At 72.1% G+C, this 23,385-nt stretch carries 27 protein-coding genes and 1 riboswitch; of the genes, 10 read left to right on the top strand and 17 right to left on the bottom strand.

Annotated features, from left to right (window positions below):
- The first annotated feature begins 58 nt into the window (after window positions 1–58).
- Window positions 59–757 carry a hypothetical protein gene (locus CLV71_RS34135; protein ID WP_133907026.1) on the top strand — a complete coding sequence of 233 codons (699 nt, stop codon included), beginning with the start codon at window positions 59–61 and terminating at the stop codon, window positions 755–757.
- A gap of 12 nt (window positions 758–769) precedes the next feature.
- Here CLV71_RS34135 and CLV71_RS34130 read toward each other — a convergent pair whose 3' ends face one another.
- Genes CLV71_RS34130 through CLV71_RS34120 form a run of 3 tightly spaced genes read right to left on the bottom strand, consistent with a single transcriptional unit; the run spans window position 770 to window position 3,322 of the window.
- A complete protein-coding gene (locus CLV71_RS34130; RefSeq protein WP_208297886.1) occupies window positions 770–1,654 on the bottom strand; it encodes an NAD-dependent epimerase/dehydratase family protein in 885 nt (294 codons plus the stop codon).
- Window positions 1,651–2,559, bottom strand: a complete 909-nt coding sequence (locus tag CLV71_RS34125; protein WP_133907025.1) for an alpha/beta fold hydrolase — start codon at window positions 2,557–2,559, stop codon at window positions 1,651–1,653. Before CLV71_RS34125 ends, CLV71_RS34130 begins: the two co-directional genes overlap by 4 nt.
- 25 nt (window positions 2,560–2,584) lie before the next feature.
- Window positions 2,585–3,322 carry an SDR family NAD(P)-dependent oxidoreductase gene (locus tag CLV71_RS34120; RefSeq protein ID WP_133907024.1) on the bottom strand — a complete coding sequence of 246 codons (738 nt, stop codon included), beginning with the start codon at window positions 3,320–3,322 and terminating at the stop codon, window positions 2,585–2,587.
- A gap of 81 nt (window positions 3,323–3,403) precedes the next feature.
- Between CLV71_RS34120 and CLV71_RS34115 the strand changes: the two genes are divergently transcribed.
- Complete coding sequence (locus tag CLV71_RS34115; RefSeq protein ID WP_133907023.1) at window positions 3,404–4,027, top strand: TetR/AcrR family transcriptional regulator; 624 nt, start codon at window positions 3,404–3,406, stop codon at window positions 4,025–4,027.
- A gap of 40 nt (window positions 4,028–4,067) precedes the next feature.
- Here the strand turns inward: CLV71_RS34115 and CLV71_RS34110 are convergent, their stop codons facing one another.
- Window positions 4,068–4,544: a hypothetical protein gene (locus CLV71_RS34110; RefSeq protein WP_133907022.1), complete on the bottom strand. Its 477-nt coding sequence runs from the start codon at window positions 4,542–4,544 to the stop codon at window positions 4,068–4,070.
- Window positions 4,545–4,649: 105 nt separating this feature from the next.
- Here CLV71_RS34110 and CLV71_RS34105 point away from each other — a divergent pair, with 105 nt between their 5' ends.
- From CLV71_RS34105 to CLV71_RS34095, 3 genes are all read left to right on the top strand, one after another.
- Complete coding sequence (locus CLV71_RS34105; RefSeq protein WP_166664379.1) at window positions 4,650–5,741, top strand: sensor histidine kinase; 1,092 nt, start codon at window positions 4,650–4,652, stop codon at window positions 5,739–5,741.
- Window positions 5,734–6,351 (top strand): response regulator transcription factor, encoded by a 618-nt coding sequence (locus CLV71_RS34100; RefSeq protein WP_243866964.1) that lies wholly within the window; start codon window positions 5,734–5,736, stop codon window positions 6,349–6,351. Before CLV71_RS34105 ends, CLV71_RS34100 begins: the two co-directional genes overlap by 8 nt.
- Window positions 6,352–6,445: 94 nt before the next feature.
- Window positions 6,446–6,691 carry a hypothetical protein gene (locus tag CLV71_RS34095; protein WP_133907019.1) on the top strand — a complete coding sequence of 82 codons (246 nt, stop codon included), beginning with the start codon at window positions 6,446–6,448 and terminating at the stop codon, window positions 6,689–6,691.
- Here CLV71_RS34095 and CLV71_RS34090 read toward each other — a convergent pair.
- Window positions 6,688–7,056, bottom strand: a complete 369-nt coding sequence (locus CLV71_RS34090; RefSeq protein ID WP_166664378.1) for a metallopeptidase family protein — start codon at window positions 7,054–7,056, stop codon at window positions 6,688–6,690. The genes CLV71_RS34095 and CLV71_RS34090 overlap by 4 nt on opposite strands.
- Window positions 7,057–7,287: 231 nt before the next feature.
- On the opposite strand from CLV71_RS34090, the gene CLV71_RS34085 reads away from it, so the two are divergent.
- Genes CLV71_RS34085 through CLV71_RS34075 form a run of 3 tightly spaced genes read left to right on the top strand, consistent with a single transcriptional unit; the run spans window position 7,288 to window position 9,408 of the window.
- The gene (locus CLV71_RS34085; RefSeq protein WP_133907017.1) at window positions 7,288–8,157 is read left to right on the top strand and encodes a heavy metal-binding domain-containing protein; all 870 of its coding nucleotides are present in this window, start codon (window positions 7,288–7,290) and stop codon (window positions 8,155–8,157) included.
- Entirely contained in the window at window positions 8,154–8,978 is an 825-nt protein-coding gene (locus CLV71_RS34080; RefSeq protein WP_243866962.1) for a heavy metal-binding domain-containing protein, read from the top strand. The genes CLV71_RS34085 and CLV71_RS34080 overlap by 4 nt, the downstream gene beginning before the upstream one ends.
- Before the next feature lies 1 nt (window position 8,979).
- Complete coding sequence (locus CLV71_RS34075; RefSeq protein WP_133907016.1) at window positions 8,980–9,408, top strand: hypothetical protein; 429 nt, start codon at window positions 8,980–8,982, stop codon at window positions 9,406–9,408.
- A gap of 15 nt (window positions 9,409–9,423) precedes the next feature.
- On the opposite strand, the gene CLV71_RS34070 is transcribed toward CLV71_RS34075, so the two are convergent.
- The 11 genes from CLV71_RS34070 to CLV71_RS34020 all read right to left on the bottom strand — a co-directional run bounded on the left by CLV71_RS34070 (window position 9,424) and on the right by CLV71_RS34020 (window position 20,433).
- Window positions 9,424–10,848: a xylulokinase gene (locus CLV71_RS34070; protein WP_133907015.1), complete on the bottom strand. Its 1,425-nt coding sequence runs from the start codon at window positions 10,846–10,848 to the stop codon at window positions 9,424–9,426.
- A gap of 141 nt (window positions 10,849–10,989) precedes the next feature.
- Entirely contained in the window at window positions 10,990–14,571 is a 3,582-nt protein-coding gene (cobN, locus tag CLV71_RS34065) for a cobaltochelatase subunit CobN (protein WP_133907128.1), read from the bottom strand.
- A gap of 26 nt (window positions 14,572–14,597) precedes the next feature.
- Window positions 14,598–15,347 carry a cobalt-precorrin-6A reductase gene (locus tag CLV71_RS34060; RefSeq protein WP_133907014.1) on the bottom strand — a complete coding sequence of 250 codons (750 nt, stop codon included), beginning with the start codon at window positions 15,345–15,347 and terminating at the stop codon, window positions 14,598–14,600.
- Window positions 15,344–16,063, bottom strand: a complete 720-nt coding sequence (locus CLV71_RS34055) for a (2Fe-2S)-binding protein (protein ID WP_243866960.1) — start codon at window positions 16,061–16,063, stop codon at window positions 15,344–15,346. Before CLV71_RS34055 ends, CLV71_RS34060 begins: the two co-directional genes overlap by 4 nt.
- Entirely contained in the window at window positions 16,060–16,911 is an 852-nt protein-coding gene (locus tag CLV71_RS34050) for a CbtA family protein (protein ID WP_133907013.1), read from the bottom strand. Before CLV71_RS34050 ends, CLV71_RS34055 begins: the two co-directional genes overlap by 4 nt.
- 22 nt (window positions 16,912–16,933) lie before the next feature.
- Window positions 16,934–17,143 (bottom strand): CbtB domain-containing protein, encoded by a 210-nt coding sequence (locus CLV71_RS34045; RefSeq protein WP_133907012.1) that lies wholly within the window; start codon window positions 17,141–17,143, stop codon window positions 16,934–16,936.
- Between the two features lie 34 nt (window positions 17,144–17,177).
- Window positions 17,178–17,295: riboswitch (cobalamin riboswitch) on the bottom strand.
- A gap of 79 nt (window positions 17,296–17,374) precedes the next feature.
- Complete coding sequence (locus tag CLV71_RS49645) at window positions 17,375–17,629, bottom strand: hypothetical protein (protein WP_243866958.1); 255 nt, start codon at window positions 17,627–17,629, stop codon at window positions 17,375–17,377.
- Window positions 17,626–17,982 (bottom strand): STAS domain-containing protein, encoded by a 357-nt coding sequence (locus CLV71_RS34035; RefSeq protein ID WP_133907011.1) that lies wholly within the window; start codon window positions 17,980–17,982, stop codon window positions 17,626–17,628. The genes CLV71_RS49645 and CLV71_RS34035 overlap by 4 nt, the downstream gene beginning before the upstream one ends.
- Window positions 17,983–18,092: 110 nt before the next feature.
- Window positions 18,093–18,521, bottom strand: a complete 429-nt coding sequence (locus CLV71_RS34030; protein ID WP_133907010.1) for an Hsp20/alpha crystallin family protein — start codon at window positions 18,519–18,521, stop codon at window positions 18,093–18,095.
- A gap of 310 nt (window positions 18,522–18,831) precedes the next feature.
- Window positions 18,832–19,533: a GAF and ANTAR domain-containing protein gene (locus tag CLV71_RS34025; protein WP_243866956.1), complete on the bottom strand. Its 702-nt coding sequence runs from the start codon at window positions 19,531–19,533 to the stop codon at window positions 18,832–18,834.
- 87 nt (window positions 19,534–19,620) lie between these two features.
- Window positions 19,621–20,433, bottom strand: coding sequence for a GAF and ANTAR domain-containing protein (locus tag CLV71_RS34020; RefSeq protein ID WP_243866954.1), 813 nt, complete (start codon window positions 20,431–20,433; stop codon window positions 19,621–19,623).
- 160 nt (window positions 20,434–20,593) lie between these two features.
- Here CLV71_RS34020 and CLV71_RS34015 point away from each other — a divergent pair, with 160 nt between their 5' ends.
- Complete coding sequence (locus tag CLV71_RS34015) at window positions 20,594–21,370, top strand: GAF and ANTAR domain-containing protein (RefSeq protein ID WP_133907008.1); 777 nt, start codon at window positions 20,594–20,596, stop codon at window positions 21,368–21,370.
- A gap of 215 nt (window positions 21,371–21,585) precedes the next feature.
- On the opposite strand, the gene ligD is transcribed toward CLV71_RS34015, so the two are convergent.
- Complete coding sequence (ligD, locus tag CLV71_RS34010; protein WP_166664377.1) at window positions 21,586–22,500, bottom strand: non-homologous end-joining DNA ligase; 915 nt, start codon at window positions 22,498–22,500, stop codon at window positions 21,586–21,588.
- Between the two features lie 74 nt (window positions 22,501–22,574).
- Here ligD and CLV71_RS34005 point away from each other — a divergent pair, with 74 nt between their 5' ends.
- Window positions 22,575–23,366, top strand: coding sequence for an Fpg/Nei family DNA glycosylase (locus CLV71_RS34005; RefSeq protein ID WP_133907007.1), 792 nt, complete (start codon window positions 22,575–22,577; stop codon window positions 23,364–23,366).
- The last annotated feature ends 19 nt before the right edge of the window (window positions 23,367–23,385 follow it).

The raw sequence follows: 23,385 nt of genomic DNA, 5'->3' as shown, positions 1-23,385 counted from the left end.
CGCCGCGCCTTCCTAACCTCGGCTGTGTTCCCTCTTCCCGAACCGGAGAGGCAGAGACATGGCTATCGACTGGTGCGACGGACAGGTCGTCACGCTCCTCCCGGGTGACACCGCGGAGCTGGGCGAACTGGACCACGCGCAGCTCTACGGCGTCTTCCTCTACAACACGGCCGTCGACGGCACGTCTACCGAGGTCACCATCACCTGGTCGCGCACCCCCGGCAACGAGCCGGTGACCGTGACCGTGCCGGGCACCCCCGGGGGCCAGGGCCCGGCGGTGATCCGTTTCGTGTCGGGCCGCGACGCCGACCACATCACCGCCACGATCACCCAGGGCCGCCCGACCGCCCGGATCACGGCCTTCATCGGCGGCGTGCGGATGCCGGTAGACGGCGGCGGCCTCAACGACGCGCCGCTGCCGGACAACGGCAGGCCCCAGGCGTTCCTGCGGCTCACCAGGTTCTACTGCAGGCCGGCCGCGCGCAGGTACTGGACCAGGGTGAAGGCCGACGTCGACGAGTTCGTCGCGGTCCGGTTCGCCGAGGACTTCGCCCACGTGACCGTGGTCAACACGACCAGGGACCCGGCCGACCGCATCCAGGGCATCGGCGCCGCCGCGACGATGTTCCTCATCGACTCGACCACGGGCCGCTCCCACCAGTCGAGGTTCGACGGCGACGGCGGCCGCCAGGTCTGGGTCAACGCGGACTGCGTGCAGTACGCCCAGAACGCGACGGTGGCGCTGCGAACCGGGTGAGCGACGACGCGCCTAAACCCCTTGTCGCAGCCGGGGTTCGCCGATCATGGTGAGCATGTCGGTGTGGCGGGGCGTCCAGCCGAGTTCCTGACGCGAACGTGGTGCGCGGCTGCGGCTCGACGCGCCGAGCAGGAGCGCGTCGAACTCGCCCCAGACGGTCGCCGCCTCGTCCGGGGTCAGGCTTCTGGTGGGACAGCCCAGGTCCCGCGCGACCGCTTCGGCTATCCACCGGTTCGGGACCTCGCCCGCGACCGCGTGGTAGAGCGCGCCGCCGGTACCGTTCGCCATCGCGAGGGTGAACAGCCGGGTGACGTCGTCGAGGTGGACATGGGAGTAGGTGTTCAACCCCTCGCCGACGTAACAGGCCGCGCCGGTCCGCGCCGCGGCGCGGTAGATCATCGACACGTGCCCGTGGTCGCCGGGACCCCAGATCAGGCCCGGCCGGACGACGATCGTGCGCAGGCCGGCGGTGTTCGCGGCCCGGACGAGGTTCTCGACGGCCAGCCGGCCTGCCGCCAGTGGTTCGACGGTGAACGGGTCGTCCTCGGCGAAACAGTCCTCGCTCCACGCGCCGGCCGTGCGCTGCATGAGCACGCCGGTGCCGGAGGTGAACACGAAGGTCTTCCCACTGCCCGCGAGCGCATCGAGGATGCCTGCCACGACCTCCTCCTCGGTCCGCGGGTCCGGTTGGGCCGCGTAGATGACGGTGTCGGCCGCCGCGGCGGCGGCCCGGCTCGTCGTCAGGTCGCCCAGCAGCGGCGTGATGCCTTGTGCCGCCAGGGCTTCTGCCGCCTCCGCGGTGCGGGCCAGGCCGGTGACGTGGTGGCCTTGCGCGGTGAGGTGACGGGCGAGGCCGTTGCCCACGAAGCCGGTCGCGCCGAGGATCAGGACCTTCACGCGGTCCCCACGGTGCCGAGGTCGTGGAGGTAGGTCCGCACGGTCCGCACCAGCCAGTCCGGGGCCTCCTCCGCGACGAAGTGCCCGGTGGGCGCGACCAGTCCGGTCAGGTTGTCGGCGTGGGGTCGGAGCGCCTCGGTCGTCTGGTCCCCGACGGAGTTCCTGCCGCCGACGGACAGGATCGGCACGGTGATCCGGTGGGACTCCAGTGCCGCCCGGTTCTCGCGGCCGTCGTCGAGAAGCGTGCGGTAGTGCCCGAAACCGCCGCGCAGACGATCGGGCCCCGAGTAGGCGTGGGCGTAGTAGGCCAGCTCCTCCTCGGTGAAGGTCGGTGACGCGCTCAGGGCGGTGAAGGTCGTCTCGACGAACTCCTGTTCGTGGCCCGCGAAGAGCATCTCGGGGATGCCCGGTGCCATGAAGAACCCGAAGTGCCACGAGCCGCCGGTGACGACGTTCATCGACTGTTCCAGGTCGACACCCGGCTGGTAGGCGTCGAGCAGCACGACGGCCGCGAGGTCCTCGGGCCGGTGCACCGCCCAGGCGAAGGCGATCATGCTGCCGATGTCGTGGCCGACCACGACGACCGGACCGGTGCGGCCGAGGGCGGCGAGGAGGCCGCGCACGTCCTCGACCTGGTCGCGTTTGGCGTAGCCGTCGGCCGGGCGGTCGCTGGCGCCGGTGCCACGCAGGTCGGGGACGACGAGCGTGTGGTGCTCGGCGAGGGCGGGCATGACCCTGGCCCAGGCGCGGCCGGTCTGGGGCCAGCCGTGCAGGAGCACCATCGTCGGTCCGTGGCCGCCCACCGCCGCCGAGAGCCGGGTTCCGTTGGTGGTGGCGGTGTGGACCTCGAAGCCCGCGGGGAGCCAGGCGTAGGCGGTGTCGTGTTCGCGCAGTGTGTCGGGCATGGTGGTTACCTCCGGTGAACGTGGGTCAGGCGGCGGGCATGGCGCTGCGTACGCCGCCGTTGGCGAGCACGACGGTGCCGTTGACGTAGCTGCTGTCGTCGTCGACCAGGAACCGCACGATCCCGGCGATCTCCTCGGGTTCGCCGATCCGCGAGCGCAGGTTGGCCTGGCCGACCGCCTCGATGGCCTCGCCGAACAACGCGCTGGTGCCCGCGGTCCGGACCGGGCCGGGGGAGACCCCGTTGACGCGGACCCCGCGCGCGCCGAACTCGGCGGCCCACGAGCGGGTCAGCAGTTCCATCGCGGCCTTCGACGCGCCGTAGGCGGCGCCGACCGGTGCCGGTGACGTCGCCGAGGAGGCCGTGATGTTGACGATGGCGCCGTGTCCGCGTTCGGCCATGGCCGGGGCGAGCGCGCCGACGAGCAGGAACGGAGCCCGCGTGTTGACGGCGAAGTGCCGGTCGAAGCTCTCGACCGTGGTGTCGGGCGTGCTGGTCAACGCGTAGATCCCGGCGTTGTTCACCAGGACGTCCACCTCGCCAGCCGCCCTCGCGAGTGCGGTGACCTCGTCGGCGTTCGCGAGGTCCGCGGTCAGGAAGCGGGCGGTGCCGCCACTCGCGGTGATCTCCTTCGTCAGCTTGGCGCCGCGTTCGGGGTCGCGGCCGTGCGCGACCACGTGGAGACCGTCGGCCGCCAGCCGCAGCGCGACCGCGCGGCCGATGCCGGCGGTCGCGCCGGTCACCAGAGCAGTTCGGGTGGACATCGAGCCTCACTTTCTGGGTTGATCAATCCAAAACTACACCACAAACTGGATTGTGCAACCCACTTTTGGTAGGCTCGGGTCGTGGTGGAAGCAACACAGCCGCGTCGCCTGACTCCGAAGGGGCGGGCCACCAGGGAACGCATCCTCGAAGCCGCGATCGCGCTCATCGCGAGACAGGGCGTCGCGGGGACGAGCATCGAGGACGTGCGGGCGGCCGCGGACGTGAGCGGTTCGCAGCTCTACCACTACTTCGACAGCAAGCAGGCCCTGATCAGGGCGGTCATCACCCGTCAGGCCGAGTCGTTCCTCGATTCGGGCAGGCCGCGGATCTCCGCGCTGGACAGCTTCGACGCACTGCGTGCCTGGGCCGACGCGGCGATCGACCAGCAACGACAGACCGGCTGCCGGGGATGCAGCCTCGGCTCACTGGCAGGCGAGCTGGCCGTCAGCGACGAGGAGACCCGAGGCGACCTGGCCACCGGCTTCCTGCAGTGGAAGGACCTGATCCTCAACGGCCTGCGAGCCATGCGCGACCGGGGCGACCTCCGGACCGACGCCGACCTCGAGCAACTCGCGTTCGCGCTGCTGTCCGCACTGCAGGGCGGCGTGCTGCTCGCACAGACCGTGCTCGACGTCGAACCACTCGAGGCGGCCATGAACGTCACACTGGCGCACCTCGAGACGTTCCTCACCGGCGTGCGCTAGCGGGAAGGCACCCCGGCTCGCGCACTCGCCGCCCTGCCAGTCACGTGGTGACGTCAGCGTGGCGCAACCCGGTCCTGCGGGCGCGGGTGAGCAGGACCGCGCGCTGCACGATGAGCACCACGCCGAAGTAGCACAGGATCGTCGCCGTGCCCGCACCCGCCATGACGAACTGGTCGGTCAGGAGGTGCTGGCCGAGGCTCACCAGCCACAGCACTGCCGTCAGTGCGTTGCCCTGACGCATGGGCCGGCCGTTCTGTGACCAGATGCGGATCGTGAAGAGGGCGCGCACCGCGGCCAGTGCGGAGCCGATGGCGAGGCTCAGCACCATCAGTGCGACGTCGCCCACGTTCGGGTGGTGGTCCGTGAAGAACCGCGCGGACTCCACCAGTCCGAAGACGACCAGGATGACGCCGATCGTCGGTTTGTCCCGTAACGGGCGGGCGGTGAGCTGGCGGGCCAGCAGCAAGGCCAGGACCACCACGGTGATCGCGATGTTGAGCGGAGCCGGGTTGTTCATGGTTTCGACGATGCGGGACTCGGCCGTCGTGTGGATCAGCCCGATGGGTGGAGATTCGGGTGGAGATGCTGGGCGCGGCGCCTGCGGGCGGTGATGATGGACGGTATGGGAGTGCGTGAGCGGGTGTTGCGGTTGTGCCTGCACGCTGTCGGCATCGGGATGGTCGTGTCGCTGGAGTTCGTGCTGCCGCACCACCGGACGCCCGCGGCCGGGTCCGTTCTGGTGGTGGCCGCGCTGGCGGTCTGGGTCGTGCTCGCCGTCCTGGGTCGCGGGCTGGCGCAGCCGTGGCGGATGCTCGGCTGGGCGCTGGTGCTGACGATCGGTGCGATGTGTGTCGGCGCGGGTGTGACGTCGAGTCCGATCCTGGTGTCGGCGGGAGTGCTCGCTGTCGTGTCCGCTGTGGATGTCGCGGTGCCGTTGACCGCGGGTGTGCTGCCGGTCGCCGTCGTGGCGTACTTCGTCAGCCTGGCGATCCCCGCGTTCCACGGGACCGGCGACCCGTTCGCGGTGCTGTTCACCGTGGCGATCGCGGCCGTGATCGGGTTCCTGAGCCGGAACGGCACGCTGGAGCGCCGCACCGAGCAGGCGCTGGCGAGGCGCCGGGCCGACGCGGCGGTGCTGGGTGAACGCGCCCGCATCGCCCGCGACCTGCACGACGTGCTGGCGCACACACTCGGTGGCCTGGTGCTGCAGCTGGACGCGCTCGACGCCGTCGTGTCCACCCGGGACGACGCCGAGGTGGCGACCAGGGTGCGGCGCGCACGGGCGATGGCCGCCGGTGGCCTGGACGAGGCCAAGAAGGCGGTCGACGCCCTGCGTTCGTTCGACGACCCGCTCGACGTGACTCTGGCTTCCCTTGTGGACCAGGCCGGCATGGCGACCGGCACCCCGGTGCGGCTGACCGTCACCGGCGACACGGACGTCCCCGCGACGGTCGCCGACGTGCTGGCGTCGATCGCCGTGGAAGCGTTGACGAACACCCGCAAACACGCGCCGGGGCAACCGGTTCGGGTCGAGCTGTGCGGCGGCGGCACTGCCGTCGCCCTGCACGTCGAGAACCCCCTGACCGGGCCGCCGACCCGGGGTGGGCATGGCTTGCGGGGCATGCGGGAACGGGCTGAGCTGGTCGGGAGCACCCTCACCGCGGGCCCGGTCGGCGCGAACTGGGTCGTTCGCTGCGAGGTACCCCGTGCCTGACATCAGGGTGCTGGTCGCCGACGACCAGGCCGCCGTGCGCGACGGGCTGGTCACGATCATCGAGCACGCGCCGGGCATCGCCGTGGCGGGCGTGGCCGAGGACGGCGTCCAGGCGGTGCGGCTCGCCGAGGAACTCGACCCGGACGTCGTGCTCATGGACCTGCGGATGCCCGGCATGGACGGCGTCGCCGCGACGGCCGCCATCTCCGGTCCCGCGGTGCTGGTGCTCACCACCTACTCCGACGACGCGTCCATCGTCGCGGCACTGCAGGCGGGTGCCGCCGGGTACCTCACCAAGAGCGCGGGGCGGGAGCAGATCGTCGCCGCGATCACCGCGACGGCGGCCGGGCACAGCACCTTCGGACCCGAGGTGGCCCGGACCGTCGTGAAAGGACTGTCCGCGCGCACCAGGCTCGAGGAGCTGACGCAGCGGTACCAGCTGACCGACCAGGAGGCGAAGGTGCTGGCCCTGATGGCGCGCGGCAAGAGCAATCGCGCGATCGCCGACAGCCTCTACATCAGCGTGGCCACCGTGAAGACCCACGCGAACAACCTGTTCGGGAAACTGCACGTCGCCAACCGCGCCGAAGCCGCGGCGCTGCTCACGTAGGAGTTCTCGCGATTCCCCCCGCCATGACCGAGACGTCCGCGTGATCGCCATTCGAACACAAGTTCGTTAGAATGGGTTCGACGGGAGGCGAACCATGAAGGGCGACCGAGTGGAGATCGTCGTCGACGCCGGGGACACGGTCCGCACGTACGACGTGGGGGCGACTCGCGCCGGGCGGCGGGTGGAGATCAGCATCGGGCGTGGTGTGGTCGAGGTCGTCGAGGTCACCCGCAACGGCGCACCGGTCCGTACGGCGCGCTTCATGGCCGGCAAGGTCCTCGCCCTCGTCGAGCATCCCGCCGCTGCCCGAGCACTCGACGACGAGCGAGGCGCGAGCTAGAACCAGCCGAGTTCTCTCAGCCGGGCCTCGGACAGGCCGAGTGCGTGGCCGACCTCGTGGCCGAGGACTTTGAGTACGCGGCCGGGCACGTCCTCCGGGCTCGGGGAGGTGAGCAGGATCGGGATCCGGTACAGGGTGATCGTGTCCGGGAGCGAGCCCGACGGCCTGCCGGAGTACCGCGTGCGGGGAAACCCCCGGTAGAGGCCGAGCAGCATGACCCCTGGAGTCGCCTCGGCGGCGGGCTGTTGGTCCTCGACGAGCACCACGATCTCGGAGACGATCGGCACGACCCACTCGGGCAGGGCGTCCAACGCGTCGACCACCAGCGGCTCGAACTCCTCCGGCGGCATCAACCTGGGATCCATCACCCACGACCAACACCCGGGCGAACCGGCGCATTCCGCCGACGGGGGAGGAGTTGTCCGTGCACCGTCGTACGGGCTGGGAGCTGGATCGTCTGCGGGATCGCACAACTGCGACATATGGCACGGCGCTGACCTGCATTCATCGCCGATGCTCAGCCTTTACTCAGGTGCCTCTCACCCCGGCGGCGCAGGCTGGGGGCGGAGAGGACGACTCATGAGTGCGGATCTGCCATGACCGACTGGGACGGGCGGGGGCTCCCGCCGGTGGCCGCGCGACGCGTGCACCGGGCAGCCGAGAACGGCGTCTGGACCTCGCTGCTGTCCACGCCCGCCGCCGCGGGACTTCGGGTGGCCGGGCTGGAGCCCGTCGGCGAGGTGATGGGCTCCATGGTGCAGCAGATGAGCGTCACCGGCGCCAGCTGCGGCATGTACGGCCCCGGGTTCGGCGGCCCGGGGTTCGTCACGGTCAACCGCACCGGGTTCGACGCCTACGCCGAGGCCCTGCGCCGGGGCTACGCCACCGCGATGGACCGGCTGGGCCAGGAGGCCGGGGCGATCGGCGCCGACGGTGTCGTCGGCATCGACCTCACCACCGCCCCCGTCGGCAACGGGGTCGTCGAGTTCACCGCGCTGGGCACCGCGGTGCGGGCGCGGAGTGCGGCAAGGCCCGGCAGGCTGTTCACCACCGCGCTGCCCGGCCAGGACGTCGCCAAGCTCATGGGCGCGGGCTGGCTGCCCGCCGCCCTCGTCTTCGGGGTCGCGGTCGCGGTCCGCCACGACGACTGGCAGACCCGGGCGCAGGCGTCCTGGGGCGCGGGCAACACCGAGGTCGGCGGCTACACCCAGCTCCTCGTGCACACCCGCGCCGAGGCCCGCTCGCGGTTCACCCGGCACGTCCGCCAGACCGGCGCCGACGGGGCGATCGTGTCGTCGATGCCCCTGCGGATGTGGTCGATCGAGCCGTCGGAGAACCACCGCGACCACGTCGCGGAGTCCCTCGTCTTCGGCACCGCCGTCGCACGCTTCGCACCGGCACCGACCGCCGCCCGGTCGCTCACGTTCCTTCCGTTGCGACAGAACGACTCCAGGAGCAGGTCATGACCGCACTCGAGAACAACCCGACCGGGGTGCCGGCGGACGCCATGCGTCGCCTCGCCGAGATGCGTCCCGGCCAGGCGACGAGCCTGTTCACCTCCGACCTGTCGGTGAACGAGTTCCTGCTGGTCCGGGAGGCGGGCTTCCGGCCGGTGGGCCTGGTGCTCGGCTCGAGCATCTACCACGTGGGCTTCCAGATGGGCAGGTGGAACCGCAACCAGGAGCTGACCACCCTGTCCCAGGCGATGTACCACGCCCGCGAGCTGGCGATGACCAGGATGGAGGCCGAGGCCGACCAGCTGGGTGCGGACGGGATCGTCGGGGTCCGGCTGGAGATCGAGTTCAAGGAGTTCGGCAGCGACCTGGCCGAGTTCATCGCCGTCGGCACCGCCGTCACCGCCGAGGAGAGCACCGGCACGCCGTGGCGCAACAACAAGGGGCTGCCGTTCACCTCGGACCTGTCCGGTCAGGACTTCTGGACGCTGATCCAGGCCGGCTACGCGCCGCTGGGCATGGTGATGGGCACCTGCGTCTACCACGTCACCCACCAGCGGTTCTGGCAGGCGATGGGCAACATCGGGCAGAACGTGGAGCTGCCGCAGTTCACCGAGGCGCTCTACGACGCCCGCGAGCTGGCGATGAGCCGTATGCAGGCCGAGGCGGAGCAGCTGCACGCCGAGGGCATCGTCGGGGTCGACCTGCGGTCCCACGGGCACCGGTGGGGCGGGCACACCACCGAGTTCTTCGCCATCGGCACCGCCGTGCGGGCACTGCGCGCCGACCACCACATCCCGGTGCCACAGCTCGTGCTGCCCCTCACCGACTGAGATGGCGAACGAACCCAGCGGCCTCGGCCCACTCGGCGACGTGCAGGTGGTCGCCGCGATGCTGCGTACCGACGAGGCCGACGTGCGGTCCTTCGCCAGGGTGCTCACCGGCGCCCTGGCCGAGGCACTGCCCGCGGGCATGGTCGAGGTCGAGTACCGGCGCGGGTTCGCGGGCCGCCTCGCGGGCAGGGACCCGCGACCGGTCTCCGTGGTCGTCCACGGCGCCGAACAGGACCTCAGCCTGCGCGAGAGCGACCGAAGCGGCGTCGACACCGAGGTGCGCCACGTCGTCGGCGGGGTGGTGATCAGCCGCACCAGGGTCGACCTCGACACCTGGCTGTGGATGCTCGCCGAGACCGTCATGGCCGCCGCGACCCGCACGGCGGCCACCCAGCGCGCGTTCGAACGCTTCATGCACGGCGGTGCCTGACCCGGGGTGGTGCCTTCAGCCGCCCGGGTCGCCCTGTGTCGTGAACCACGGCTCCAGGCGGCGGTAGGCGTCGGCGAACGTGGCGTGCCTGCGCCGGTAGTCGGTGTGGCGGCCCGGGTCGGGGGTGAACTCGGCGGTCACGGTGGACAGTCCACGTGCGACGCCGAAGTCGTCAACCAGGCCGACGGCCACCGCGGTCGTGACGGCCGCGCCGAGGCTGTTGGCCTCCTCGACGATCGTGCGGCGCCGGACGGTCGCGCCCCAGACGTCGGCGAGGATCCGCAGCCACAGGTCGCTCGCCGCGCCGCCGCCGATCGCGTCGACGCTGTCCACCGGGATGCCCGCCTCGCGGAACGCCGTCACGCAGGTCGCCAGGTTGAACGCCACCCCCTCCAGGACGGCGCGGGTCAGCTCGGCGGGGCCGTGGTGGCGGGCGAGGCCGAGGAACGCGCCGCGTGCGCTCGCGTTCCAGTGCGGTGACCGTTCACCCAGCAGGTGCGGCAGGAAGTACAGGCCGGTCGTGTCGGCGTCGGCCGCCGCGGCCAGCAGGTCCGGCAGCGGCTCGGTGACCGACGGGCTGAGCACCTCCGCCACCCAGTCGAGTGACGCCCCACCCGCCTGCATCGTCGCCGTCGGCACGTAGCGGCCGGGCACCACGTGGTCGAACGTCATGGTCCGCATGTGCGCGTCGTGCAGGGGCTTCGGCGCCGACACGGACACCCACGACGACGAGCCGAGGTAGACGTACGCGCCGTCGGACGGGTCGAGCACGCCGGCACCCAGCGCGGCGAGCGGTCCGTCGCCGCCACCCAGCACGATCGGGGTGCCGGTCCGCAGGCCCATCTCGGCGGCCACGGCGGGCAGCAGACCGCCCGCGACCGTCGCGGACGGGACGATCGGCGGGAACAGGTCGGCCGAGAGCCCGGCCGCCGCGAGCAGGTCCGTCGACCACTTGCCCGCGTGCTGGTCGTAGGCGTTGGTCGACGACGCGTCGGAGTGGTCGGTCAGCAGCCGCCCGGTCATCTGCAGCACGACGTAGTCCTTGGCCAGGCACAGGTGCCGCACCCGCGCGAACACGTCCGGCTCGTGGTCGCGGACCCACACGACCTTCGCGAGCGAGTACGTCGGGTGGACGCGGTGGCCCAGCGTGCGGTAGGCGTGCCGGGCGCCGACGGTCTCGTTGAGACGGTCGGCCTGCGCCGTGCTGCGGTGGTCCGCCCAGATCATGGCAGGCCGCACCGGTTCGTGGGCCGCGTCCAGCAGGACCGCGCCCATCATCTGCGCGCCGAACCCGACGGCCACGACCTCGTCGGCCGCGACGCCGGTGCGGGTCAGCAGCAGTCGGGTGGCCGTGCACACGGCACGCCACCAGTCGGCGGGGTCCTGCTCGGCGACCCCGCCCGCGGCGAACGTCGTGGGGTAGCGGTGCAGGAACAGCAACTGGTCCCCCTGCGCCTGCCTGGTGGCCTGCGTCGTCGCCCGTTCGCGGTAGCTGGGTGGACTACATTCGACCTCGGCACCGCCCTGCGAGCCGCCCCACGGGCCGTGCTCGGGCTCGGCGTGCCACCCCGGCAGGTCACGTCAGGTCGTCGCGCCGTCCTCGAGATCGGCTTCGAGTGACAGGTAGACGCTCCGCATCTCCGCGAGCACGTCGGGGTCGGGCTCGGCCCACAGTCCTCGTTCTGCGGCCTCGTGCAGTCGTTCCACGATGCCGCGCAGTGCCCACGGGTTGGCCTCGCGCATGAACTCCTGGTTCTTCCTGTCCAGTACGTACTCCCGGGCCAGCCGCTCGTACATCCAGTCGTGCACGACGCCGGTGGTGGCGTCGAAGCCGAAGAGGTAGTCCACAGTGGCCGCCAGCTCGAACGCGCCCTTGTAGCCGTGCCGCTGCATGGCGCCGATCCAGCGCGGGTTCACCACCCGGGACCGGAAGACCCGGTTGGTCTCCTCCTGCAAGGTGCGGGTGCGGACGGCGTCCGGGGTGGTGGAGTCGCCGACATAGGCCTTCGGGTCGGACCCCGTCAGGGCGCGGACGGTGGCGATCATGCCGCCGTGGTACTGGAAGTAGTCGTCGGAGTCGGCGATGTCGTGTTCACGGGTGTCGATGTTCTTCGCGGCGACCTGGATGCGGCTGTAGTTGGCACGCATGTCGTCGGCGGCGGGCCTGCCGTCGAGCCCTCTGCCGTAGGCGAAGCCGCCCCAGGCGGTGTACACCTCGGCCAGGTCGTTGTCGTCGCGCCAGGTGCCGGACTCGACCACCTGGAGGATGCCCGCGCCGTAGGAGCCTGGGGCGGAGCCGAAGATCCGGGTCGTCGCCCGGCGTTCGTCGCCGTGCGACGCGAGGTCCCTCGACACGTGGGCGCGGACGTAGTTCTGTTCCGCCGGCTCGTCGAGCGCGGCGACCAGTCCGACGGCGTCGTCGAGCATCGCGACCACGTGGGGGAAGGCGTCGCGGAAGAAGCCCGAGATGCGGACGGTCACGTCGATGCGGGGGCGGCCCAGTTCGGTCAGCGGCAGTACCTCCAGCTCCCGCACACGCCGCGACGCCTCGTCCCACACCGGCCGGACACCCAGCAGCGCCAACACCTCCGCGATGTCGTCGCCGGAGGTGCGCATGGCCGAGGTGCCCCACACCGACAGCCCGACCGACGCCGGGTACTCGCCGGTCTCGTCGAGGTGGCGGGCCAGCAGCGAGTCGGCCATCGCGACACCGGTCTCGTAGGCGAGCCGTGAGGGCACCGCCCTCGGGTCGACGGTGTAGAAGTTGCGGCCGGTCGGCAGGACGTTCACGAGGCCACGCAGCGGCGAGCCGGACGGTCCGGCCGGGACGTAGCCGCCGTCGAGCGCGTGCAGGACCGCGTCCAGCTCGTCGCTGGTGCGGGTCAGCCGGGGCACGACCTCGGCGGCGGCGAACTCCAGCACCCGCACGACCACCGGGTCCTCGTGCAGGCCGCGCGCCGCGGCCGGGTCCCAGTCCCGCTTCTCCATGGCCTCGACGAGCGCGCGCGCCTGTGCCTCGACCGCGTCGACGGCGCCGGACTGCCCGTCGTCCTCCCGCAGTCCCAGCGCCGTGCGCAGGCCGGGCACGGCGGCGGTCTCCCCGCCCCAGACCTGTTGGGCACGCAGGATCGCGAGGACCAGGTCCACCCGCTGCTGCCCGGTTGGTGCCTGGCCGAGGACGTGCAGGCCGTCGCGGATCTGGGCGTCCTTGATCTCGCACAGCCAGCCGTCCACGTGGAGGACGAAGTCGTCGAACTCCTCGTCGTCGGGGCGTTCGTCGAGGCCGAGGTCGCGGTGCATGTGCGCGGCCTGCATGAGGGTCCAGATCTCGGCGCGGATCGCGGGCAGCTTCGCCGGGTCCATCGCCGCGATGTTGGCGTGCTCGTCGAGGAGCTGTTCGAGCCGGGCGATGTCGCCGTAGCTCTCCGCGCGGGCCATCGGCGGCACCAGGTGGTCGACGATCGTGGCGTGCGCGCGGCGTTTCGCCTGCGCGCCCTCGCCGGGGTCGTTGACCAGGAACGGGTACACCAGCGGCATGTTGCCGATGGCCGCGTCGCTCCCGCAGGCCGCCGACAACGCGGCGTTCTTCCCGGGCAGCCACTCCATCGACCCGTGCTTGCCGAGGTGCACCACGGCGTGCGCCCCGAAACCGTGCTCCAGCCAGCGGTACGCGGCCAGGTAGTGGTGGGACGGCGCGAGGTCGGGGTCGTGGTAGATCGCGACCGGGTTCTCCCCGAACCCGCGTGGCGGCTGGATGAGCAGCAGGACGTTGCCCGACTGGATCGTCGCGAGCACGATCTCGCCCGCCTCGTTGACGAACAGGGCGCCGGGCGGCTCGCCCCACGCCTCGGTGACCGACGCCCGCAGGGCGGGGTCGAGGGCGGCGAACCAGTGTTCGTAGTCCCGCGCCGGGATCCGCACGTGTGCCTCGTCGAGCTGGGCTTCGGTGAGCCACTCCTCGTCCTGCCCGCCCGCCGCGATCAGCGCGTGGATGAGGGCGTTGCCCGCCTCGGTGTCGTCCTCGAGGTCCAGGCCCGGCGGGTCGCCGACGTGGTAGCCCGCGTCGCGCATGCGGCGCAGCAGCCGGACCGCGGACACCGGGGTGTCCAGGCCGACCGCGTTGCCGACTCGGCTGTGCTTGGTCGGGTACGCCGAGAGCATCAGCGCGATCCGCCGCTGTGCCGGGGGGGTGTGCCGCAGCCGGGCGTGGGCGACGGCGATGCCCGCGACGCGGGCGCAGCGTTCGGGGTCGGCGACGTAGCGGGGGAGGCCGTCGGCGTCGATCTCCTTGAACGAGAACGGCGCGGTGATGATGCGGCCGTCGAACTCGGGGATCGCGATCTGGGTCGCGGAGTCCAGCGGGGTCACCCCCTCGCCGGAGGCCAGCCACTCCGTCCGGCTGGAGGTCAGGCACAGGCCCTGCAGGACGGGGATGTCCAGGGCGCGGATGCGGGCCACGTCCCACGACTCGTCGTCGCCGCCCGCGCCTGCCTCGGCCGGGGTGACGCCGCCCGCCGCGAGGACGGTGACCACCAGGGCGTCGAGCGTGCCGAGCGCGGTGAACAGCTCGTCCGGCGCCGAGCGCAGCGAGGTGGAGAAGACCGGTATGCCCACGGCCTGTCCGGTCGAGTCGACGGCGTCCGCGAGAGCGTGTGCGAAGTCGGTGTTGCCGCTGGTCTCGTGCGCCCGGTAGTAGAGGATGCCGATCCTGGGCCGGTTCTCGCCGGGGACTCCGCGCTCGGCGAGGCCCCAGGCGGGCACGGTCACCGGCGGTTCGAAGCCCTCGCCGGTCAGCAGGACCGTGTCGGACAGGAACGCGTGCAGCTGCGCCAGGTTCGCCGGGCCACCTTCGGCGAGGTACCGGTGCGCGTCCGCCGCGATCCCGGCGGGCACCGTGGACAGCCGCATCAGCTCCGCGTCCGGCGCCTGCTCACCACCGAGCACCACCAGCGGCAGACCGGTCGCCCGCAGCGCGGCGAACCCCTCCCGCCACGACTCCGGCGTGCCGAGCAGCCGCACCACGACGATGCTGGCGCCCGCGACGGCCGACGGCAGGTCGGCGAGGTCGAGCCGCGCCGGGTTCGCCCAGCGGTAGCCGGCGTCGGACGCGCGTGCGGACAACAGGTCGGTGTCCGATGTGGACAGCAACGCGACGGTGGGCATGCGGTTCTCCTCGCGGGGTTCGGGCGTCACGCGCCACAGCCTCTTGCGTGCACCCAGGCCGCCGCCTCGGCGGGGTCGCCGACCGTCGGGACCTCGCCTGGCGACGGCCGTCTGCGGATCACGACCACCGGGAGGCCAAGCTCGTCCGCCACCCGCAGTTTCGGCCAGGTGTAGGTGCCGCCGGAGTCCTTGGTCACCACGGAGTCCACGCGGTGGCCGGTCATCAGCGCTCGTTCGCCTTCCGGGTGGTAGGGGCCGCGGCCGGTCACCAGCGTCCACCGGGCGGGCAGGTCGATGCCGGGCACGTCCACCACCCGCACCAGCGCCGCGTGCGTGGACAGCGGACCCGTGAACGTCCCCAGCTCCTGGCGTCCGACGGTCAGGAACGGCCGCTCACCCAGGCACGCCACGCGGTCGGCCGCCTCGGCGTGGTCGTCGACCCAGTGCCAGCGCTCGGCGCCGGGGGCGTTCGACCAGCCCGGCCGTTCCAGCCGCAGCAACGGGGTCCGGGACGCGGCGCAGGCGGCGACGGCGTTCGCGGTCATGCCCTCGGCGAAGGGGTGGGTCGCGTCGACCACCGAGCTGACCGCGTGCTCGGCCAGGTAGTCGACCAGCCCGGCGACGCCACCGAACCCGCCGAGCCGCACCGGGCCGACCGGCAGGCGTGGCCGGGCCACCCGACCGGCCAGAGAGGACACGAAGTCCACCCCGTTGTCGTGGAGCAGGGCGGCCAGCTCACGTGCCTCCGCCGTCCCGCCGAGGACGAGCACCGTCACCGCGGTCCGCTCTCTTGCCCGGCGGTCAGCACGCAGTCGCCGCACTTCGGGCCGGCGTGCCCGGGTGCGGCGCGGTAGATCAGGCAGCAGCTGTTTCGCCGGAACCGGCCGTTCACGGTGGCGGCCGTCCCGCGCAGCGGCGGCACGGCGTACAGGGCCGCGGTCAGCGCGCGGACCCTCGTCGTCCACTCCGGCCGCGCGGTGGTGAGCATCGTCGTGGCGCCGTTGAGCGCGGACGCCACGTTGCCCCAGCGCACGTGGCTCGACACCGAGAACCGGGCGATCGCGGTGTCGAGCCGCCGCAGCGGTCCATCGACCAGGCTCGTGCACACGGCCGCCGCGAGGTCGTCGGGAACCCGCGTGTGCCGCTCGGGCACGGACAACGGCACGGCGCCGCCGACGACCGGCTGCCACCAGCTGCCGTCGAGGTCGAGCACCTCGCCGGAGCCCGCGGCCACGGCGAGTACGGGTGAACACAGCCGGGCGACCATCCCGAGATGCGTCACCGACGCGGCGACCCGCGGCTCCACCGCCTCGTCGGGTTGCCCGCCGCCCTGGGCGAGGAAGCGCCGGACGTAGGCGACCCGGTCGCGCAGGACCGGACCGTCGTCGAGGACCTCGGCCAGCGGCCGCCACGGCGCGACGGGCAGGTCGTCACCGTGGAAGCCGACGTCGAAGAACGGTCCCAGCCCGGACAGCAGGGTGCCGGCCGTCACGCGTCCGCCGTGACGCGGGCGGTTCCTTCCCTGGCACCACCGAGAACGCGCTCGGCGAGCGGTCCGAAGACGAGCCCGATCGTGCCCCAGAGGATCACCTGGGCGATCACCGAGTAGAAGCGGAACTCGAAGAGGGTGTCGGCCGGGAAGCCGGGGAACACGATCGTGCCGTCCGGGTCCTTCAACGGCAGCGGTGTCTCGGTCGCCTGGACCCCGTACTCGTTGACGTTGGCCGAAAGGTGGCCGAGTGGCGGCAGTACCGCCATCAGGATCGCCGTCAGGACGGCGAACCCGGCCGCGGCGACCAGGGTGGCGTTCCAGACACCCAGGCGTGGCGCCAGTTTCCTGCCCAGCCACAGCGCGCCGAGCAGGAACAGGATCGAGCCGGCGACCATGACCAGGTAGAGCCCGCTGCGGGCGCCGATGGTCTCCTCGTGCCCGACCGCGGGCGGGTTGGCGGGGTACTTCGCGAACGGTACGAGGTACATGGTCAGCAGCCCGGCACCCGCGATCAGCAGCGCGAGCACCCGCGCCCGAACGCGGCCCACCCGGCCGAGCGAGACCGTGTAGACGACGGCGAACAACGCGCCCATGGCGAGGCCGAACGCCACCATGCCCACGCCGATCCCGAGGTTGGCCTGGATGCCGCGGCTGAAGATCTCCATGCCCTCGGCGGCGGCGGGCCTACCTGCCGCCTCGTCCAGTGCGGCCTGTGCGGCGTCGCGCCCGGACTCGTAGTCGATGGCGGCCTGGATCCGCGGTTCGGCGAAGATCCGCGCGAACACGAACGCGAGCAGACCGCCCAGCGCGCCGGTGAGTGCGCCGCGCAGGATGAGCTTCGTCTCCATCTTCGGTTGTCCGTTCCGTGGCTCAGTGGCAGGGGAAGCCGAGGAAGTGCCTGGCGTCGTGCACGAACTCGTGCACGTGCGAGTCGTCGCCGAACAGCGACGTGGCTCCCTGGTCGATGCCGACGAAGTAGTAGATCAGCAACGCCACCAGCACGGTCAGGCCGAGCAACAGGGCGGCCTTGGAGACTGGCAGGACGACCGGAGTGGACGAGTCGGCGGGGATACTGGCCACGGAGTGACTCCCTTCGGGATTTCGCGTCCCTGGTACGGGCGAAACGACGACGGCACCTCGACCTGACTCACCCACCTGGACGGCGGGTACACAGTGGCGCGACCGCGCCGGATTCTCACCGGCTTCGGGAAACCGTCATGCGCTCAGAACGCTACGTGCCGGGTACGCGCACGTCAATCGTGCCCGGGTCGCGGCCGACGCCCTCGGGGCGAATCCCATACCGCGGCTCGGCTACCTGATCCGGCGTGCCTCGGCGGGGCTCGCGGGAGGGCCTACGTCGCGCAGGACCGGGTCGTCGTCGAGGAGCTCGGCCACCGTCCGCACCCGGTGTCCGGCAGGCCAGATCAGGTCCAGCCACTCGATCGCGGCCACCCGAGGCCGTGGCAGGACCGCGACCCGGGTGCGGACGGGTGTGTCGACGTCGTGGAGGGCGGACCCCTGGTGGCTGCCGCCAACCTTGTCACCGGCCGCCGTCGCGCTGTTCACGCGGGGGCGAGCGCGGCGTCCATGTCGTCGACGACGTTCAGGATCGGGGTCAGCCCCGAGAGGTCGAGGGTGCGCCGGACCACCCTGTTGCCTGCGACGACCCGCAGCTCCACCCCGGCGCCCGCGCACCGCTGGTGCAGGTCCATGAGCAGGGAGAGGCCGGCCGACGCCAGGAACGTGACGTCCGTCGTGTCGACCACGATCCGCGCCGGTGGCGACACGGTGTGCTCGACGCCTGCCAGCTCCTCCCCGAGTGACAGTGTGGTCGCGAGATCGACCTCGCCCGCGACGTGGACGACCAGTGCCTCGTCTCGCAGGTCCTTGCGCACGGTCAGCAGTTCGCCGGAGCTCATGGGTCACCTCCACACATACACAGAGTTGGTCGAAACAGTAGTCATCACGGGTAGCTCCCACCTGAGCGCGGCCGTGTGGGACCGGCGCCGGTCCCACACGGCCGCGCTGGTCAGGCGTTGATCGCCTCGGGGGCGTTGCCGACCGTGATGCGCCGGGGCTTGGCCTTCTCGGCGACCGGGATGCGCAGCGTCAGCACCCCGGAGTCGTGGTCGGCGGTGATGTTGTCGGTGTCGAGGGTGTCACCGAGGAACAACTGCCGGGAGAAGACGCCGAGGGGGCGCTCGGAGACCTGCATCTGCACGTCCCCGGGGAGTGGGCGACGTTCGGCCCTGACCGTCAGGACGTTGCGTTCGACGTCGATCTCGATGGCGTCGGGGGAGACGCCGGGCAGGTCGAAACAGACGACGAACTCGTTGCCCGCGCGGTAGGCGTCCATGGGCATCGTCGCAGGTCGTGACCACGTTCCGGGGGTCGCGGCGCCGAGCATCCGCTGGGCGAACCGGTCCAGCTCACGGAACGAGTCGGTGCGCATCAACATGGGGTTCCACCTCCTGTGTCGGGATCGGTGTCAACACGCACGACAGTTCTAACATGTCATCCATCCGATGACAACCCCCACGTCGTCGTGGTGATGACGACCGGCCGGTCGCGCACCATCCCCGCCAGGACGAGCGTGACAGCGGGTAGCGACATCGCCGACTTCTCAGCCGCGCCCAGGCTGAGAGCCGCGGGGGTGCCGAGCAGGCCAAGGAGATCCTGGGCTCCACCGCCGCTGCCGTCGACGCAGTGCAGACACGGGCCTTCGTCATCCGCGGCTGCAGCAGCTCGGAGTGATGGCGGCGACGGTCTCACTCCTGGAACGCGTGGGCACCGAGTTGCCGGGTGAGCACCGCGCGTGCGACCTCGAGCAGCGGGCTGCCCGTCCCGAACGCGTGCGCACGCAACCGCAGGAACGCGTCGGCGATGCTGATGCGCAGCTCGGCGGCGAGCATGCCGGTGGCGATGTTGACGTCGTCGTAGTGCCCCGGTAACTCGGCCTGTGTCCACGACGCCGTGTTCGCCTTCACGTCGGTCAGCAGCGCCGAGGTGGCGAGGTCGCTCAGGACGGCCGCGTCGCCCAGCTCCTCGGGGGACAGGCCGCGCGGGCGACGGCGGTACAGGCACAGCGTTCCCAGCCGGACCGCGCCACCCTGGATCGGCAGGGCGAACACCGCGCACAGGCCGTGCGCGCCCGCCGAGTCCACGAACCCGGGCCAGCGCGCTCCGGCGTCGGACAGGTCGGAGACCAGGACCGGGCCCGCCGTCCCGAACGCCTCCACCGCGGGTCCCTCGCCCAGGGTGTACTGCAACTCCTCCAGCCCTCGCGCCCACGTGCCGGTGTCCGCGACCAGCTCCTGGGCGCGGCCCGAGGTCCGCAGCGAGATCGCCGCGCCGTCGACGCCGAGGTGCGTGACCGCGACCTCGCAGACCAGCCGTGCCCAGGCGGGGCGTTCGCCGTGCGCCCGTTCGGCGAGGAGCCGCAACAGCCGCTGATGGCGTTCACCATCCACCGCCTCACGTACCTCCGCGTTCGATCCCGTGCTCCGTCGGTTGTCCATCATCGCCCAACGCGGGAACGGATGCCGACCGCGTGGGTGCTACCGGTCGGGCAGGCCGAGCTCGGTGTGGCGGGACGCGAGCGTGTCCGCGAGCTGGGCGAGCCTGACGTTGAGGTCCTGGGAGGTGCGGCGCAGCAGGTCGAACGCCTCGTCGGCGTCGATGCCGCGCCGGTTCATGAGGATGCCCTTGGCCTGCCCGATGACGTCGCGGGACTCGAGTGCCCTGCGCAGTTGCGTCTCGCGCAGCTCGGCCAGCCGGACCGCCTCGGTGTGCGCCAGCGCCAGCGAGGCGTGGGTGGCGAGCAGGAGCGCGTGGTCGCGGGTCATCTCGTCACCGAGCGCGCCGGGTTCGCGGGAGTAGATGTTCATGGCGCCGCGCAGCCGGGGTGGCTGGTCCGAGGACACGAGAGCCGTGGAGAGCACGGAGACGTAGCCGCGGTCGGCAGCCGCCGGGCCGAACCTCGGCCAGTCGGGCGACGCGGCGAGGTCACCGCTGTGGGTGTAGGCGATGCCCTCCTCGCGGGCGGCCTCCAGGCACGGCCCCTCGTCGAACTCGTACTGCAGCTCGTCGAGCTCCGTGCCCAGCGGATCGGTCTCCAGCGGGGTGTGCAGTTTCCCGTCCGGCGTCCGCACCGTGAGGCTGACCAGGTCCGCGGTCGGGATGACCGCGTGCGTCGCCTGCACCACGACGTCCAGGACGTCGGCCACGCTCCCGGTGCGCAGCAGTGCCCTCGTCAGCGTCGCGAACTGCGCGGCGAGAGGGCTGCGGATCTCGTCACCGTCCGCCGGGTGGGGGCCGTCGGCCGGTTCGGCGACGAACGCGGCCCTGTCGCGGCTCCAGTCGTCCTGCACGTGAAGACTCCGTTTCCGGTTCGGGAAGGGGTCGACGGCCACTCGTCCACAAGTTACCCCGACCGGGGGGAGTCCACCGGGGCACGGCTCCCGTCCGCCGACGGCCGCCGGAGCTAACCTGGGGTGGTCATCGGGACGGGTAGGGGATGGGGGGCGAGGAGTGGACGACATCGTCGGCCGCGGCGGCGCGGTGGATGTGGGACTCGACGACGAGCCCGCTGCGGGGTTGGCCGCCGGGTTCGCGTCGCTGACACAGGCGCTGCTCGGCGTGCGCTCGGTCTTCGACGCGTTGGAGCGGGTGATCCGCGCGGCGCGGGACACGGTGGCACCCGCCGACGTCGTGAGCGTCACCCTGCGTAGTCCCGACGGTACCTTCCACACCCCGGTGGAGACCGACGCCATCGCCACCGAGCTGGACCAGCTGCAGTACGAGTTCGGCGAGGGCGCCTGCGTGGAGGCGGCGCGACCGGACGGCCCGGCGATGGCCGTCAGCACCGACCTGGCCGCGGACCCGCGCTGGCGCAGGTTCGGCCCGGCGGCGGCCGAGAGGGGCTTCCGCTCGCTGCTGTCGACCGCCCTGCTGCCCGACGCGGTGCCTCCTCGGCTCTCGGGTGCGCTCAACGTGTACTCCCGCCGGCTCACGGCCTTCACGAACCGCGACCGCGACGTGCTGCTGCTGTTCGCCACGCACGCGTCCCTCGCCGTGGCGATGACCGAGGCCGTCACCAGGAGCGAACTGGAGCTCCAGCACCTGCGCCACGCCGTGGCGAGCCGGGACGTGATCGGACAGGCCAAGGGCATCCTCATGGCCAGGCGCAACCTGTCCGCCGCCGAGGCGTTCGACGTCCTGCGCCGGACCTCCCAGGACAACAACGTCAAACTGCGTGAGCTCGCGGAGACCCTGGCCGCCAACCCCACGGCGCTGAACCCCACCTAGTCGAACACCGCGGCGGAGGTCGGTACCGGTGACTCGCTGGCGGTGCTCGGCGCGGGCGGGCGGTTCACGGTCGCCCCGGCCAGGGCCGAGACGGTCGACCTCAATCTCGAGGAGCCCACCGCCGCCGTCGAGGCGTACGAGCCTCCGACCGCCGCGAGGAGGGCCGGGTCGCGACCGTGCTCGACGTGGCGGCCTGACCAGGATCGACCGGACCGTCACCGCAGGGCGTCGAGCGCGGCCCTGACGTCGCGCGGTGACGCGCCCGCACCCATCGACGACCACGGATCCTGCTTGCGCGACAGGCGTTTCGCCATGGTGTGGATGGTGTGCCCGGCAGGCGTCGCACGGCCCAGCTCCGCCCAGTCGAGCGGGGCCGCGGCAGGCGCTCCCGGCCGCGCGCGCAGCGAGTACGGCACCACGAACGTCTGCCCGTAGGCGTTGCGGTCGACGTCCAGGTACACCCGGTCGCCGCGCTTCTGCTTGCGGTGCGCGGTGGTGAGCGCGTCGGGATGCGCCGCGGCGAGCTGGTCGGCGAGGTCGGCCGCCAGCTCACGCACGAACTCGTAGTCGGCGCCGTGGTCCAGTGGCGCGACGACGTGGAAGCCGCGGCTGCCGGTCGCCTGCACGAACGGCTCCAGTCCGACCTCGCGGTAGAGGTCGCGCACCTGGCGGGCGATGGTGCGCAGGGTCGCCACGTCGGTGCCCTCGGGCGGGTCGAGGTCGACGACCAGCCGGTCCGGGTGCTCCGGACGGTCCACTCTGGACGGCCAGGCGTGCAGCTCCAGCGCGGCCTGGTTCGCCAGGTACACCAGGGTGTCGGCGTCCTCGCAGACCACGTGCCGCACCGTCCCCTCCCTGCCGCGCCGGGGCAGGTCGGCCGTGCGCACCCAGTCGGGGGCGTGGTCGCCGATGTCCTGCTGTACGAAGCCCTTCGTGTTGACCCCGTCCGGGAACCGGTGCAGCACGAGGGGCCGGCCGGCGAGGTGGGGCAGCATCGCGTCGGCGACCGCCCGGTAGTACTCGGCCACGTCGCCCTTGGTCAGCCCTTCGCCGGGATAGAGCACCTTGTCCGGGTTGGACAGTTCGATGTCGTGTTCGGTCGTGGCCGCCTGCCTGCCGTCGTGTGCCATGGCGAGCGCGTACCCGGCAGGCGACCCCGGAAACCGGCTGGTTCACCCCGCACTCCGGCGGGTACGCCGGGACCATGCCGGAGCTACCCGATGTCGAGACGTTCCGCCGCGTGCTGGCACGTCATGCCGTCGACCGTCCGATCCGGCGGGTCGAGGTCGCCGACCCCGGCGTGTTGCGGGACGTCGGCACCAGGCGGTTGCGCACGGTGTTGCGTGGCAGGCGGTTCGAGCAGCCGCGCAGGCACGGCAAGTGGCTCGTCGCGCCCACCGTGGACGGACCCGTGCTCGTCCTGCACTTCGGGATGACCGGCTCACTGCGCTGGGCGACCGACGGCGAGGACCGGCACCGGCACGACCGGGTCGTCCTCACCTTCGACGAGGGCGAACTGCGCTACCGCGACATGCGCAAGCTGCAGGGCGTCCGGCTCGTCGCGGACGAGGCCGCGCTCGACCGTCTCCTGTCCGGTCTGGGGCCGGACGCCCTCGACGTGTCCCGCGAGGAGTTCGTCGAGACCGTCGGCGGGCTGCGCCGGACCGTGAAGACGGCGCTGGTCGACCAGGAGCTGGTCGCCGGGCTCGGCAACCTGCTGGCCGACGAGATCCTGTGGCGGGCCCGCGTCCATCCCCGGTGCTCGTGCGCCCGGCTCGGCCGGCGCGAGCTGGGAGGCCTGCACACCGCGATGGGCGCCGTGCTCAGGCAGGCGGTCAAGGACGGCCGGGTCCCGCCGAGGAGGAACTGGCTGACCGGACACCGCGACGACCCGGACGGCACCTGCCCACGCTGCGCAACCCCGCTGCACCACGGCCGGGTCGGTGGGCGCGGCACCGTGTGGTGTCCACACTGCCAACCCGCGGCCCGCGGGTGAGCTCGGGGCTATCGTCGGG

Source organism: Actinophytocola oryzae (genome assembly GCF_004364325.1).
Lineage (GTDB): Bacteria > Actinomycetota > Actinomycetes > Mycobacteriales > Pseudonocardiaceae > Actinophytocola > Actinophytocola oryzae.
The sequence above is the reverse complement of the archived record's forward strand: the minus strand, read 5'-3'. Positions and strand labels throughout refer to the sequence as shown.